The 15378-nt window shown below is 39.1% G+C and carries 14 protein-coding genes; all 14 read right to left on the reverse strand.

Annotation, left to right across the window (positions count from 1 at the left end):
- Positions 1-12: 12 nt before the first annotated feature.
- On the reverse strand, positions 13-1119 hold the full coding sequence (locus CYCPU_RS0107625) for a glycosyltransferase family 4 protein (RefSeq protein ID WP_020162399.1): 1107 nt from the start codon (positions 1117-1119) through the stop codon (positions 13-15).
- Positions 1116-2306 carry a glycosyltransferase family 4 protein gene (locus CYCPU_RS0107630; RefSeq protein ID WP_020162400.1) on the reverse strand — a complete coding sequence of 397 codons (1191 nt, stop codon included), beginning with the start codon at positions 2304-2306 and terminating at the stop codon, positions 1116-1118. The genes CYCPU_RS0107625 and CYCPU_RS0107630 overlap by 4 nt, the downstream gene beginning before the upstream one ends.
- Positions 2307-2329: 23 nt before the next feature.
- The gene (locus CYCPU_RS0107635; protein ID WP_020162401.1) at positions 2330-3388 is read right to left on the reverse strand and encodes a hypothetical protein; all 1059 of its coding nucleotides are present in this window, start codon (positions 3386-3388) and stop codon (positions 2330-2332) included.
- 53 nt (positions 3389-3441) lie between these two features.
- On the reverse strand, positions 3442-3945 hold the full coding sequence (locus CYCPU_RS0107640) for a serine O-acetyltransferase (RefSeq protein WP_020162402.1): 504 nt from the start codon (positions 3943-3945) through the stop codon (positions 3442-3444).
- 15 nt (positions 3946-3960) lie between these two features.
- The gene (locus CYCPU_RS0107645) at positions 3961-5190 is read right to left on the reverse strand and encodes a glycosyltransferase (RefSeq protein ID WP_020162403.1); all 1230 of its coding nucleotides are present in this window, start codon (positions 5188-5190) and stop codon (positions 3961-3963) included.
- A complete protein-coding gene (locus CYCPU_RS0107650) occupies positions 5187-6689 on the reverse strand; it encodes a hypothetical protein (RefSeq protein ID WP_020162404.1) in 1503 nt (500 codons plus the stop codon). Before CYCPU_RS0107650 ends, CYCPU_RS0107645 begins: the two co-directional genes overlap by 4 nt.
- On the reverse strand, positions 6683-7831 hold the full coding sequence (locus CYCPU_RS0107655) for a glycosyltransferase family 4 protein (protein WP_020162405.1): 1149 nt from the start codon (positions 7829-7831) through the stop codon (positions 6683-6685). Before CYCPU_RS0107655 ends, CYCPU_RS0107650 begins: the two co-directional genes overlap by 7 nt.
- Positions 7828-8787, reverse strand: a complete 960-nt coding sequence (locus tag CYCPU_RS0107660) for a sulfotransferase (protein WP_020162406.1) — start codon at positions 8785-8787, stop codon at positions 7828-7830. Before CYCPU_RS0107660 ends, CYCPU_RS0107655 begins: the two co-directional genes overlap by 4 nt.
- A 9-nt stretch (positions 8788-8796) precedes the next feature.
- The gene (locus tag CYCPU_RS0107665; RefSeq protein ID WP_020162407.1) at positions 8797-10359 is read right to left on the reverse strand and encodes a lipopolysaccharide biosynthesis protein; all 1563 of its coding nucleotides are present in this window, start codon (positions 10357-10359) and stop codon (positions 8797-8799) included.
- A gap of 19 nt (positions 10360-10378) precedes the next feature.
- On the reverse strand, positions 10379-11083 hold the full coding sequence (epsI, locus tag CYCPU_RS0107670; RefSeq protein WP_020162408.1) for an exosortase-associated protein EpsI, B-type: 705 nt from the start codon (positions 11081-11083) through the stop codon (positions 10379-10381).
- Positions 11084-11962 carry an exosortase B gene (gene xrtB, locus CYCPU_RS11805; protein WP_026362636.1) on the reverse strand — a complete coding sequence of 293 codons (879 nt, stop codon included), beginning with the start codon at positions 11960-11962 and terminating at the stop codon, positions 11084-11086. It lies immediately after the preceding gene.
- A gap of 586 nt (positions 11963-12548) precedes the next feature.
- Complete coding sequence (locus CYCPU_RS0107680; protein ID WP_020162410.1) at positions 12549-13043, reverse strand: FxDxF family PEP-CTERM protein; 495 nt, start codon at positions 13041-13043, stop codon at positions 12549-12551.
- 72 nt (positions 13044-13115) lie between these two features.
- Positions 13116-13967 carry a chain length determinant protein tyrosine kinase EpsG gene (epsG, locus tag CYCPU_RS0107685; protein WP_026362637.1) on the reverse strand — a complete coding sequence of 284 codons (852 nt, stop codon included), beginning with the start codon at positions 13965-13967 and terminating at the stop codon, positions 13116-13118.
- 13 nt (positions 13968-13980) lie between these two features.
- Positions 13981-15369 (reverse strand): chain length determinant protein EpsF, encoded by a 1389-nt coding sequence (gene epsF, locus CYCPU_RS0107690; protein WP_020162412.1) that lies wholly within the window; start codon positions 15367-15369, stop codon positions 13981-13983.
- Between the last annotated feature and the right edge of the window lie 9 nt (positions 15370-15378).

Consider the following 15378-nt stretch of genomic DNA (forward strand, 5'->3'; position numbering starts at 1 on the left):
AATTACTGAGATTCATTTCTTAAATACCCCAAGCACATCCGATGCCAAGGTGGACCAACTGTACTCTTTTTTAAGTAATAGTCGCCCTCTCTTTCCCATTTCAGATGCAAGCTGTGGTTTAGTTAACAACCCCAATATTTTATCTTTCATTGATTCAAAATCATTGGGTTTTACCAGCAAACCTGTTTCGTTTTCAATCACTAGATCTCTGTAGAATAAGAAGTCCCAGACTACGACTGGCAACTCCATTGCCATTGCTTCTAAGCAGGTACCTGGCAGGCCTTCATAATAAGAAGTAGACGCATAGATACTGCTACGATTGTAATACCCTAGCATCTCAGAGAAAGGAACTTTTCCTGTCAGCAATATATTATTAGGGTGAAGAGACAAGGCTTCTCTTACATAAGCATCGTCATCACCATAACCAACAATGCAAATCTTAATATTTGATTTTTTTTCAATCAGTTGCAGACAAAGTTCAACCATCGCTCGGCTACCTTTACGAAACTCAATGCGTCCACAAAAAAGCACATCGATATCTTTTTTAACGGCCATATCTGGTGTAAACAAGTTCACATCGGCACCATTAGGTATTACCGTAACAGGCCCTTTAAAGCCATAAGCCAATACCTCCTGCCTTCCCTGCTCTGTTAGTGTAATGACCTTACTAGTTAACCCAAAAATATGGCGTTCCATCCACGACTTGACCACTAGAGAACTTTTACTCCACTGACTATTGAAGTGCCTAGTAGGATAAAACTGGCCTGACATACCTAGGTATGTAGTGTGAGCAGTAAGAACAACCGGGATCTTCCTTGGCAGAAAAAGCCCCGGAATAAGTGGTGGGAAGTGAAAATTTACCCACTGTATTTTCTCTTGTTTATATAACTTAATTATTACATATCGAGCTTTCACACCCCATAAAAGAAGATTAAACCGACTTGAACTAAATGGAATATGAATAATTTCAACGCCCTTATAACTACGAAACTCATAGTGTTCATCACCAGTTATTAAATATACTGGAGGGTGTTTATCTGGCAAATTGGATAAAAATGAATCTAAGTAACGCGCTATACCGCCGACGCCATAAAACTGAGGATATACGATTGCAATCACTTTAGATTCCCCAATATAAGGTTAAGCTCACCAATTAAACGTTCCCACCTATAACCAGAAATAATTTTTTCCCTAGCTTCATATTGCATCTGTGACATAACCTTAGAATCTTTAAATGTATTGCACACTGCTCGAGCAAGCGCTTTAGGGTTTTGCGGTTCGACCAATACACCATCCTTACCATTGCTCACAACTTCAGGAATCCCGCCGACAGCAGATGCAACCAAACAACTACCTGAAGCCATAGCTTCAAGTATCACCAAGCCAAATGGTTCCTGCCAAACTGAAGGAAAAACAACCATATCTGCTACTGAGTATAAGTATTTTAATTTTATATGTGGCAAATATCCCGTGAATAAAATTGCATCACTAACTGGCTCAGCCAAGCTCACTAACTCCTTCTCATAATCAGTTTTAGCTGCCCCACCAAAAAAAGACGAACCAGTAATAATCAAGAACGTATCTGGCATTTGACGATGAATCTCTTGAAATGCCTCTATAAGCACATGCACTCCCTTCACCGGAGACAGCCTCCCCACATAAAGCAAATAGCGACTATTTTCTTTTAAATCAACTATATCCACTAACTCTTGTTTTGCTTTATCACCGTATGGCTTAAAAACCTCTGGATCAGTTGCGTTTAAAATTACGCGAAAACGATCTGCGTATTCAGGAAAACAAGTCACTGCTTGCTTACGAATATAGTCGCTTACACACAATATTATATCTACTTTAGCTAGTGTTCGACGATAAAAAGGACGAAATATCCGACTAGACAGATGATCATTATGCATATGCAACACAATTTTCTGCCGCTTCTGTTTACTCAACATAAACAATACATTAGGCTCATTATGAAGGTATACAATATCGAACTCCTTCACAACTTTCGACACCCGACGGCCATACGAAACTACATTTTGTATTTTAGCAATATAACGTAGCGGATTCTTCCAAGTCAGCTTTTCTTTTATCTTGTAAAAAAAACTCTCTGCCGCAGTCCAAGGAATTCCAATATATTCAATCCCTTCATGCCCTTTTACACCTGCAGGACGAGAAACAATAGTAACTTTATTATCCTCAGATAATAAACGATGCGATACTTCATCAACCCAATGTTCGACCGCCCCACCTTGAACAGGTGGAACAGGCAACAACTCTGGCACTACAATAGCTAAAGATTTCATTACTTTCCTACCTATACTTTATACTAAAGACATGGTGCAACCAGGCTCGGGCAGCCCGACTCTAAACCACCAACCGGATCAGAATGCCAGTCAAATTTATTAAAATAATCAATAACATCCTGCCAATAATCCGTCCCATTCCATGGCTCAGCAGTACGCCGCAACCAAAACATGTAATTCGGCTTCAACTTACTCATTGCAAACTTATGAATTGACGCAACCGATGGCCTATTTTTTATGCCTTCACCACCAGTTGAAGATTGATAATTGTGATAATCAACAGCCATGCCAATTGGTATCGCACCAGCAATTTTAGGGTAGTAAGAATAAACACCTTGCTCTAGGTGTCTATTCTGGGAATACACATCTGGCCCACCCATACCAATACCGTAAGCTATTAACGTGTCAGTTACTTCATTAAGGGAAGATTCAGGGTAATTAACATATTGAATAACTGTTGTATTTGGAAAGCTGATCTTTGCCGCCCTGGCAACTCTAAGCATACCTGTAATATATTCTTTTATATGCGCTTTATGCCATTTCGGCTCATTACGACTGGGAGATGTTTCTTCAAAATTTATTGCTTCTAGCTGAGAATTCCTGTCAAATTCTTCTCCCAATGCAGCAACCAATGCAATCAATCGTTCCTGTACCTTATGGTTGTAGTAAGCAACGTTATAACCTTTACCTGTGTTAATAGGATAAACTCCACCGTCATACTCGTTAGTGAGCAAATAATCAGGAACAAATTTTTCATTCGTTACAAATGATTCAGCCTGCACTGACAAAATGAGATACTTATCTATTATCTTTAGGTTCGCAAGGTCATTTCTAATCTCGGAGAAATCATAAACACCAAATTGTGGCTCCAATTTGTTCCAAAAATATTTCTTCTGTACACCTCTAAATATCGGGTTGGCGCGTAACTCCCTCATTACGGAGTAAAAATATCTTGGCTCATCCTGATTCGGGTACACATAAATATAATGACCAGGGTGCCACTTCGTTTCAGCACTCGTCTGAAGTGACAAAAAAAGCATACAAAATAGCACAGTAAACATAATTGTATTTTTAAACTGCATTGTGATCCTTTTTTTTTACAAAAAATCCTATTAATTCTCTCACTCAAACCTCTCTATGATTTCTTAGGTTTAATAATAGCTGGAACTCCAACCGCGATATGTAATGTCGGAACATTTGAAATCACAACGGCATTTGCACCAATATCTACATTATCCCCAATAGTGACTTGACCTAGGATTTTTGCACCGGCACCAATGTTTACGTTAGAACCAATAATAGGTGCCTCTAAAGGACTGCTCATTTGTCGATTACCAATCGTTACTTCTTGTCGAATGACACAATCATCACCAATTGAAGAAGCGCCGTGAATGACAATACTTCCAAAGTGTTCTATGACTAATCTACGACCAATTTCAGCTTTAACACCGATATGAATACCGAAAAAAATTTCAGATAGTTTAGATAGAAACAAATGAATTGCCCCCCAGGGTAATCGAATAAACTTAGATGTATATTTAAATCTAGCATGACCAAAACGATATATTTGTAATGCCCAAAACCCTTGGGCTAAAAGTCCTTCACGGTAGACAGTCAAATCATCGAAAAAATATTTCATAATTGACTCTCTGTGCTATAGATCATTCGGAATCAGTGACTTATATGTGCCAGCTAAATTTGAAGCTAATTTGTTGTAATTCCGAACATCATTGACGTAAGTCTTGCCCTTTGCACTCATTACTTCGCGTTGATTAGGGTTATTCATTAAATCAAGCACTGCTTCAGCGAAAGTTGACGGTGCTAATGTTACACACACTCCTGCCCCACTTTCTAAAATCACTTGAGCCTGATCAGGATTATCATTTACAACAACAGGCACCCCTAAGGCCATATACTCGACTGCTTTAGTCGGTGATGCACTATCGAGTAAAAAACTTCTCGGAAAAGGTGACAAACCTAAGTCAGCATTGCGAACATAGCTCCATGCCTGTGTTGTCGGCAACCACCCAGTCCAAATCACATTTGAACTAACCCCTAGTTTCTCTGTTTGTTTTTTTAACCATTCTCTATGATCCTTATCTTCGGTATCACCCACCAATACTAATATAATGCTTGGTATTTCTCGCTTGATAAGGGTTAACATTTGAAAAAGAATTTCTATTTTCCTCACGCGATCTAATGTTCCCAAATAGACCAAAACTTGCTTGCCTTCAAGGCGTAAATCATCAAGTAATGGAGCATCACCTAGCTCAGCTAACTCTGTGTCGACACCCATTGGTACAGGTGTCATATTAGACATAGCGACACCATATTTAGCTATGTCGAGTTGCATCTGACGACTTTGTACAAAAACATGACCTGCTCTTGGTAAAATAATTCGGTATAACAGCCATTTCCCCAGATTACCTTGTAGCAAGGGAAACCAGAAACGCATACCCCCTTTTAAACCACGGGCTTTTGCTCGATCAATTTGTCCTTCGGATTGTGGATATGACAACCAATAATAAAAAGGTATTCTTTTTATTCTTGCGACAACCAATGCTACGAGTGCGATTACTGACATATCACGTACTTGAATAGCATTATATTTATCCCGGTCAACAGCTAGCAATACTTTAAATTGATGCCAAAACTTGAACAAATACTGTCCCGCACGATTTCGTGGTACATTACATAGAATAGCTTTACCTCCCTTCCAATCTGATATCTTTTGCTCTTTTGATTCGAAATCTCGCTCAGTTACCAAATCAGAAGTTATGCCATATCTAGGTAAATATTTCCCAAACAGCACAAGTAGATCTGACCTAAATGTTGGCCATTGTTCAGCGGTTAAGTAAAGTATATGAAGTTGTTTTCTATTCATGATTTTTTTCTGGCTCTGCGGGTATTAATACTGTTGCCAATGAGATCGTTACGATTGAGTAAATAGCCCAGGTACCCTAATACAATGGCATAAATTAACTCCATAGAAATAAGATTAACTATCGAATCAGAGTAAAACATGCTCAAGAAAAATAATGATATTGAAGCTTGAATTGCTAATGCATCAGCTTTCACTGACTCTTCACTAACTGAGTTATAGAGATTTCCTGCCGCACACCAAGCAGCAATAAAAACACTTATAAAAAGAAGACATCCGAGTAACCCAACATCCCAAAGTAATGTAGAAATGGCTGTTAGATTGATCCCATAATTAATATATTGATTACCAATATGCCCACCTAACGATCCCTCTGAAGTATACGAGCTACCCAAGCCATTGCCGAATAGAAAACTCATCGGTTCATGCCAATTATTTTGAGAAAACCAAAATGTAACTGATGTCATACGGTTAAGGTATTGTCCTGAAGAATACCCTTGATCTCCAACGTTATAGCGTAACGTTGAATTAATAACATCACCAAATGAACTACCCATAATCACAGTTATATATAAGTGCGCTAAAGCTGACGTCAGTAATGCTATTACCAATATTGAAAGTAAAAACTTCAGTGGTGATTTAACAAAATCTTTACGTAATAAAATAAATCCAACTATCGGTAACATTATTACTGCAATTTTTGTTTCTCCCATCCCTATCGGCAACAAACAAATAAATGTAAGCATATAAAAAACATTATTTTTAATTAACTTTAACCGCCAACGTGCCACAAGAAATGATAAAACCATAAAAAGATAGATGACCATCACTGAGTTTGGACTACCGCCCTGCAAATTAGCACCAAATGTTCCAGCAATAACATCAGTAGTTTCACTCGAGAGTTCAAGTCCACCTCTTTGAGGAACTAATACCAGCAATTGATACAACGCAAATGGGAATTGTAATAAGCCTACAACAAGCAAGAAAATAAACCATTGCTTGTAGTCTTTTATTTGAAACGCAATTAATGTTAGCGCCATCATCAAGCCAAAAGATTGAAAATAACGTTTAAACCCCGCCACAAATTCAGTTGCCGAATACCACTGAACAATGCTTACCAAAACTGTATACAACATTAACAATAGTGCCAACTTTAGAAAAAGCGGTGCTTTATTCTTTGATGTCCACATCATATTCTGTAACGATGGAACCATCAGCAACATGCTAAAACCAGAGACAACCCATGCTAGTTTACTTAAAAGAGGGTTAGCAGAGAGTATGCCGAATACAAAACCTATCACTAAGACTAACCAAACTACTTGTTTCGGCAAAAAAAGCAATACTAGCCCGATCAGCAAGCCCGCTCCTAAAACAGTTTTAATTGGATCTCCTAAACTTGCTAATAGCCCATATAACACTGCAATAAAACTTATACTGAGCAGTATTGCTGCAAATTTCAGATACTTCAGGCCCTGACTATTTTTAGTTGCAAATGCTAGCACTTTTCATGCTCTTGAATAGCATCAATAAAACAAGGCTCTATTGACTGCCATAAATAAGGTGTGCTGCTTTCAAATGCATACTGCTTCATATTCTGCAATTCATTTCTCTCATCCCAAAGACGTTGAACTGCTTGTGCGAGAGCAGTACTTTCATATTCAAATATGAGTCCATTTTTACCATCTTCTATATATTGCGTATGTGTTCTAATATTACTTGCGAGTACAGGTAAGCCTGCAACCAAATATTCAAAAAGCTTGGTGGGTGGGTTAAAACTATACCAAGGTAAGTCTTCCCAAAGACATAGCCCCGCGTCTACTTTTTCCATATAACTAGGAATCAAATTACCTGGCACCCTACCTATCAACGTCACAGATGCTTCAAGACCTAGCTCTTTCACTTTATCTACGCAATATTTCAATTGCTCTTCATTAGCACCTACAATAGTCAAATGAGCAATGTATTTCTCTTGATTTACTATAGCCATAGCATCAAGCATAAGGTCTCTACCTCTGTCTTTCTGAACTGAGCCCACATAGAGCATCCTTAAAGGCGCATCTTTAGTTCTATCAGTGCCTTTCAGAGCAACCTCCGAGAATGACTGTTGCACTCCCATATAGATCATTTTCATATTTTCAATTTTGCACCCATGAACAAGAAGGTCATCTCTGTGCGCTTCCCCAATTGGCATGACTAAACTGGAGCGACGGGCCCCCTGAAATATTAACCACTTCACGAATGCGCGGCTCCTTGTTTTGAGGAATGAAACACCTTTCTCCTGGGGAATAACGCGAGAAGGATGCTCGTTCCAGTAAGTAATTGCAGGTATACGGCCAATAAACATCGCAACGGGTGCAGCCATTGAATGAAGTAGGACCGAGAGAGCAGGCTTATTCTTTCTGATCAATGACGCACAACGTAGAAGATAACTAAGCCACCCCAAACGCCCATTTCGAGCATTAATGACTACATAATTCACATTTGAAAATTGTAATTCAGCTTGCGTAAGTGGGAATGTAGATACAAGTGTAAGGTTATAGTGTTCCGCTAATGTTTTTATACGATATGAAAAATCCAGAAACCCTGGTTGATTTTGGTCGAAACATGTAACTATTACACAGTTTTTTTTATTAATATGACTCATCTAATCCATTCCTTAAGGCCAAATTCTTTTACCATCGATCGAATCCGCTCACGTTGTCCAGAAGTAAGTCGTGAGGAAGCGATTTCGGTGCTTGTTGCATTCGTCCTTGATTTCTTATGTATTATGTAATGTTGTGGTTCACCTAGCCATCCTCTATCCTTTAGAAATATCCCCAATTTATTCCATTCATGTCCCTTTACTAAATCTTCGTACTGCACTACCATGCAGTTTTCAACACCTCGTAGTTGCTGCATGGCTATAAACATTTCGATACACCAGCGCAATGTCAATCGGTCGACTAAACTATCTTTATCCCAGTCATATATCATTAATAGCTTCTTCCACTCAGGATAAGAAGCTGCGTAGCTAAAGATATCTTCGGTTTTCCAAACAAACTTCCAGCCCTTAGCTTCTTGGTTGAGCATGGATTCAACAACTTTATCTGGCGATCGAACAATAAATAGTATTTTCACTTTCGGCCAGCTTTCTGCAATGTGTCCAATGCAATAGTTTGCTCTAATCAATTTGATTACACGTTTACTAAAAATTCCTGTTTTTGCATCCTGATCGATCCAATGCCCCTTGATAGAGCCAAACAACATATTCTCTACAGTCTTTTTTTTACTTTCAAACACATCCTTATCCCACAAGGCAACAGGTCTTTCAACCCTGTTCTCTAAATTTATCTCTCCAGATTTTTCAATCAAGAATTCACCATTTTTATCTACTATAAATGGTTCGAAAATAGTTCTTGCATTTAACATGTCAGAAACTACATTACCTAACCAAGTTGTTCCGCTGCGCCCAACACCGGCGACAATAACAGCATCCTTTCCTCTCACTGGCCATTCAATAAATTTTGGATCCGACAGTGCTCCCATTGATAAATTAATAGTTGGGTGGAAATATTTAAGATTATAGTTTCTCTGAATAACTTCCAATATATTTAAGGACATATCTCGCCTTTAATTTTTTTTCGCAAAAATGAACGATTTAATAATATTTACTTCTGATAATTCTATGGTTTTCATCCACCAAATAATCAAAGAATAAACACTAAGCACACTGGACAAAGAAAGTATAACGCCAAAAATAGAATCAACTCCCCACGGAATAAAATCTAACATCCATGAGGTAAAAATGAGAGCGATAATACCTGGCAATATAATTCCTATAAATATATTCCATGTAGGCTCGTATGAGTAATCACTTCTCGACAAACTAAAAACAATATAAAAGTTCATTGCAAGTGAAAACAAAAGTGGAGTGAACAGTAAATATATAGCATTAGTATTAACCGAAACTGCCATAGCAATTATCATGATAACTAAAGCGCGTATTCCAGCCTTGACTAATAATCTGCTCTTCTCCACTGAATTGAGTATCAATTGTAAAATCAACATATGGCTCCCAATTGTAAGTTGCACCATAATTAATACGAGTATCCACGACAACCCCTGAAACTTCCCATTGGTCATAAATTCTACTATTGTATATCCAGAGACTGCGGTCCATACAATTGCGGGTACCATTAGTAATAAATTTGATTTATAGAGCAGTTTGCAGCGATAGCGTAATATCGAAAAATCACGATTTTTTAAATAGTTAGCAATCATGATTGGCTCAATCAAGGCATAAAAGAAATGTAGCGGGATATACTGCCTAAACTTTTCTACAAGACTAATAAAGAAACCATAAGCTGCGACAATATCTACAGGAAGATAACTAGCAGTAACCATCTTCATAAAATAACCTTGTGGTGGAGCTGCAAGTAACATAAAACCATAATTATTTAGTGCGACTTTAGTGACTTGAGACCATACAGGCCATTGCTCTTTACTGACAACGGATAACTCTTCTTCTGAACTAGCCAATTGTTTTAAATAACGAAAAATCACCAGCAGAAATACGACGACACCTAACATTTCTGGGACAGCAAAAACCCACAAAACATCCTCCCAACTCAAGGTATCTTTCTCAAACAATATGATTGTGATAAGAACTAGTCTGCCGGCCCATTGAATCGTCAATAGACGAGTTAATGTCTTTTGCATCACAAGAGCTTGCAGTACTGCTGAAAAGTATTGAAACAGCGCCTCACTAATGATGAGACAAGCAAGGCCTATTGAGAAGAAGTTAAATTGAATACTGGCAAATATTTTATCAACTGAAGGCCACAAAATAGCTAGCAAAATAACTATTATTATCGTGACAAGAAATTTAACAATACTTACTGTCCAAATAAAATGGCTGAGTTCATGTGCCGTTCTATGTATTCTTCCTTCAGGAACATAACGTGCCACAAGTCGCCCCATGCCCAAGTCGGCCAGAATACCGCACATGGTTGCTAATCCACTCAAAGCAATATATGCAGCATAATCTTCGATATCCATCACGCGTACTAAAAGGATAACTGTCAGAAATCCAGCTAGCCCCGCGGCTCCCCTTCCAAACAAGTAATGGAGCGCATTATGTCTAACATTTTTTTTTGTATAAGGATCCGAATTAATATTTGTTGAATTAGTCATCTATTTCCCGTCTGATACGCTATTTCAATTCAACAGTAGTGTGCTTCCTTAAACCAGAAACCTTTGCTCGATATTCTGGTGACATCTCGCGAAGGATCTCTTCTACAAACATGGAATGATACTGGTAGGCACTTTTTGAGTCAGCATCTATAGATGAGATTCTAAATAATATGCCGTCGGGAATTTGACCTTTCAACGCATATCGAAATTGAGCTTTTTTCCTTTCCCAATCATTATTTACAGCATATTCTCCTACCATGAACCAGTACGTTACAGGTTCGTCACGAGATGGCATAGACGCTTCCATTCTTCTGACAGGGATATCTCCGAATAGAGTATTCAAAACTTCTTGTCTATTCGATAAAATTTGAAATCCTTGTCCTGAGTAACAACCTTTTGGGTCATGAGCAGCTAAGTCATCAGATTGATCTTTACCATAAGGAATGGATAGCATTATGCGATAACCATCTTTGTTCACATAGATTCGTGTCAATACTTGAGTGTAAATCTCATCAAGGCTTTGTTGCAGTTCAGGGTTAACAACCATGGGGGCAATTGACTGATCCTGTTGCCATTCACTAAACTGTTTTGGAATCATTGTTTCTAAATCAAGCTTTGAATCCTGTTCAGCTATTTTAAATGTTGGTTTTAGCAAGAACCCTAATGAAGTCGCGATCAACATACAAGCCAGCAAGAGGAGGCTTTTTTTGGGCAATGAAACCATTTATTCCACCCCTCGTGCCTGCCAACGTTTCTGGCCAAATTGCAGAGCGCTATCTACAGTGATAATTAGCAGTAACGCCACCATAAACAGTACAAGGCCAGCAAAGTCGTGTACAAAGCCCTGCCCTGCTTCATCGCCAAAATGATAGGTAACGAGTGTTAGCACCATGACACGAATCACATTGGCGGTAAACGAAATGGGGACAATTAAAATGGCCAGAGTGATATTACGAAACAGCGAGTTGTGTTTAATTAAATTAAGGTAGAGCAAGCCTAGGGCTTCAAGTGAAATCAGGGTGTGCATACCGGCACAGGCATCAGCCACTAATAGTTGGTATTGGCCAATTTGTAGAATAACGCCTGTTCGCGCTATAGGATAGCCAAATGAATAAAGGATATGCTCTGCAACGTAAGACACGCCCATTTTCATCGGTAGAGTGATACTGTCTACAATGAAGCCTGGCAAGGGAATCATAAATAATATGAAGAACAGTGGGAACCAAACTTGTTTTAGCGCCTTCGTACCTTTTGTAACTAATATCAGCCCCATTAATATGGGAATAAGCGAGCCAATATCAAAGATTAAAATATCTTGTGAACGCCCTAAAATATAGAGCAATAAACCCACTATAAAAAGGCTATAACCCAGTATGGGGTTGGTCGTTTGGGCTAATTCAGTTATTAAGACATTTCGCTGTTGCCAGAACAGGAACACGACTACCATCAATACTAGCGGACCGTGGCCCTGATCATCTGATTGCCATAAGCTATTGGCTAGATGGTGAAAGGTAGGCGCATACATTGCTATCAATCCAATCAGGATAGGTAGCCAATGTAAAAATAACTTCTTACTGTCGTGGCTAATCAGCTTATTCGGCATAGCACATCATTATGTATTTATTAATACTGAATCCATTCATTTTTACCCACCAACTCCGTCAACATAGTTGACAACCAAAGCGACTGTTAAGTCGTTACTTCCAGATAATAAAGCAATTAAAAGGAATAAAACATCTTTCCATTTATCTAGCTATAAGCATGTAAACGCCACCTTAACGGAAACGTAAATAACCTTTTTAATTCTAGTTTAATAGCAACGATCTTAAGCCCTAAACCCGCTGTGATTATTATACACAAAACAGCCCCATTAGGTTTCCACTGCATTAGCATTGCTTGCGTATTAATCGATACACAAGTCCGTAGAAGCATTCATTCTAACCGTTACGAGGGTTATATTGAATAAGGGCTAATGCGATACTCAGTTAGTTACTCACTTCATGCCTCTGGCCATCGGATTGACATCCATTGCTAGCTATAGGGTGAAAGTGCGAGACAGCGTGTTAGAAAATAAGCAATCGACTTACAGTCGCTTCTGCTCGCTAAAAATATCTGTTAATTAATGTTACTTTGGTGAATAATGCAAAAAAGGCGGTAAACCGCCTTTTTTTTTGAGAAACCTTATGAGTTTAAAGTACGCGTCGACGATAGCTCATAAAACCAATTAAACTAAAACCAGACAACATCAAAACCATTGTACTTAATTCAGGAACCGGTGATGTGAGTGTATAGAACCCAGCATTTTGTTTATTTGTTTTACCGCTTACACTAATAGTATATGTACCTGGGCCTTCTAGCTCACCTAAACTAACCTCAGTTGTTCCACTGCCGGCAATTGATTGGCCAAAAACATCCTCACCATCAAAATAGACATGCACAGCGTTAACACCTGCTCCATCGTTCGGTGTAATTGAAAAACTGATATCTTGTGTGCTACCAATTGTAAACTGAAAAAAGTCTGTCGCTGTTGTACTCACTGGAAAGTTAACTTGAACTGAGTCTGCAGTGAAAATATATGGGTTGCCTGTTGTGCTACCAGCGTTAATCTCTTCAAGTTCTATCGCTGAATGTGCAACTGTTACCACTGAGATAGACAGTAAAAGTGCTAATATAAGTTTTTTCATTTTGAAGCTTCCTTCCTAAAATATCAAGGTAATTATACCAACTGAGGCCTTGTATAGATACACTCCAATCCCCTAGAAATCATTAACCACCGCTCCTACAACATCCGCCCCTGCGATCGAAAACTGACTTTTCATGTTTTCTATATCCACCAGCCTTGATTCATTATTACGAACCACGACTAGTGCTCCGCCTACCTTCCCCACAATTGACTGTGCATCAGCACTTTCAAGCGCGGGCGGCGTATCAATAATAATCACATCAAAGTTTTTTTCAATTTCACTCCAAAATTGATGTTGGGATAACAATTCCAAAGGGTTCGGTGTTGATGTACCCGCTGTTAATACGCTTAAACCATCAAATGCTTCTATTGTATGTATGGCCTCTACCCCTGCTCTACTGGCTAACATATCCGACAAGCCCTGCTTATTCGCTAATTTAAATAGCGAATGTATCCGTGGTGTTCGCATATCAGCGTCAATTAAGAGGGTTTTTTCACCCAGTTGTGAAAACAACACGGCTAAGTTAGCCGAGACATATGTGGCTCCTTGTCCCGCAGTTGGTGATGACACAACCAGCGCTTTATTTCCCGAAAACCACCTTAAAGCTAGCTGGCTTCGTAAGGTTCTAAGCTCTTCAATTTCATTGCCATGAGAGCGAAACGCTGCAACAACCTCAGCATCAATCAGATCACTATCAACAGGTAGTGAGGCATAGTGAAACTGTTGAGAGACAGCTCTTAAAATATCATCTTCTGTTACTAATTTTAGCTTTAATGCGGCATCACCAAACCGAAGATCAAATTCTTTTTGCGTTTGTAAAATACGATCGGCATCTTCTGCTTTAATTTTACCTGCTTCTAGTAGTATTCGACCAATACTGCCTGATTTTGATTTAGCATCCGCTTGAGTTTGTGTCATGTTCATATTTATCCCTAAATTAGCCATTTATTAATGAGCGCGCCTTCTTTGCGGAAGAGGCTCGACGTTTTAAGACACCCAGCACGGGAATATTAAGCCCAACACTTATGTCTTCTGGCGTACGTACACGTCGATCAATCAATTCGGCTAACAAGGCCAAGCCAACGGCTAGAATACTGCCCAAAAACACCGATAGAATCATATTGACAAGCAACTTTGGACTACTGTGTTTAATCGGTGCCACTGCTGGGTTTAATATAGCGACATCACTTTGATTGGCTTGGCCCTCCATTGACGTTTGGCTAAAACGCTGCATGGCTATATCTAATATATTCTGTGCATTTTCTACATTTCGCTGAAGAATCGCCATTTCGGCCCGCTCTTGGTTCGTATCTAAGAGCCGTTGTTTTTGGGCATCCATTGCCTGTTGAAGATCCTGTACGCGTTGATCAGAAATGGATTCCGTATTAGATAAACTAACCGTAACCGCCTTAAGTTCATTATTCAGTTTACTGCGCAAGTTACTGACTTCGGCTAAAGCCGCTCGATAACTGGGGTGATTGGTATTGAGTCGCTGCCTAACCTCAGCTAGATTAGCTTCTGCACTTGATAAATTAGCTTTCATATTTTGAATAAGCGGGTTCTTCAAAATATCTGGATTTTCAAAGATACTGCCTGCATTGTTTGCTTCTTGACGGCGTGAAGCCGAATCAAATGCTTCAGCTTGAGCGATCACTAATTGTTGTGAGATTTGAGACAACCTTGAGTTTTCTACATCTAAGCGTTGATCGAGCGATACGATCCCTTTGTCGCGTTGATAGCTGGTCAACTTTCTCTGCGCATCGACAAGGTTTTCCCGTAATGAGGCTACTTGATCATTGAACCATTCCGCAGCGCGTACAGATGGCTCTACTTTCAATTGTAAACTTGTCTGGATATACGCATCTGCAAAGGCATTAGCAACCGCAGCTGCAAACTGAGGATCGGAGCCATCAAACACAAGGTTGATTGCGCTGCTTTCTCTTGAAGGGCGAACATCAAGGTTTTTTAGCAACGCCCCTGCTAGCCATTCTGTGATGTTACCTTCGCCTTGTGTATTATCTGCGAAAGCTTCAATTGCGGCCGGGCTTTTATCTAACCCTAACGTATTAACAACCTTCAACGCCACATTTTGACTGCCGATAATATCCACTTGTGTTGCCATATATCCTGGCATTAATTGTGCAGGTAACACCATACCGGTTACTGGATCCGTACCTTTATAATTCACGATGAGAGTTGTCGTTGCTTCAAATGACTTTGGCAGCATTAAACTGAGAGCCAACGTTGTTGCTACGGTTATGAAAAAGGCCAATAACGCAATTTTTTTACGTGCGAGTAAAATGACCATAAATTGATAGAAGCTCATTATATTTAT

Origin of the sequence: Cycloclasticus pugetii PS-1 (assembly GCF_000384415.1) — a bacterium.
Taxonomy (GTDB): domain Bacteria; phylum Pseudomonadota; class Gammaproteobacteria; order Methylococcales; family Cycloclasticaceae; genus Cycloclasticus; species Cycloclasticus pugetii.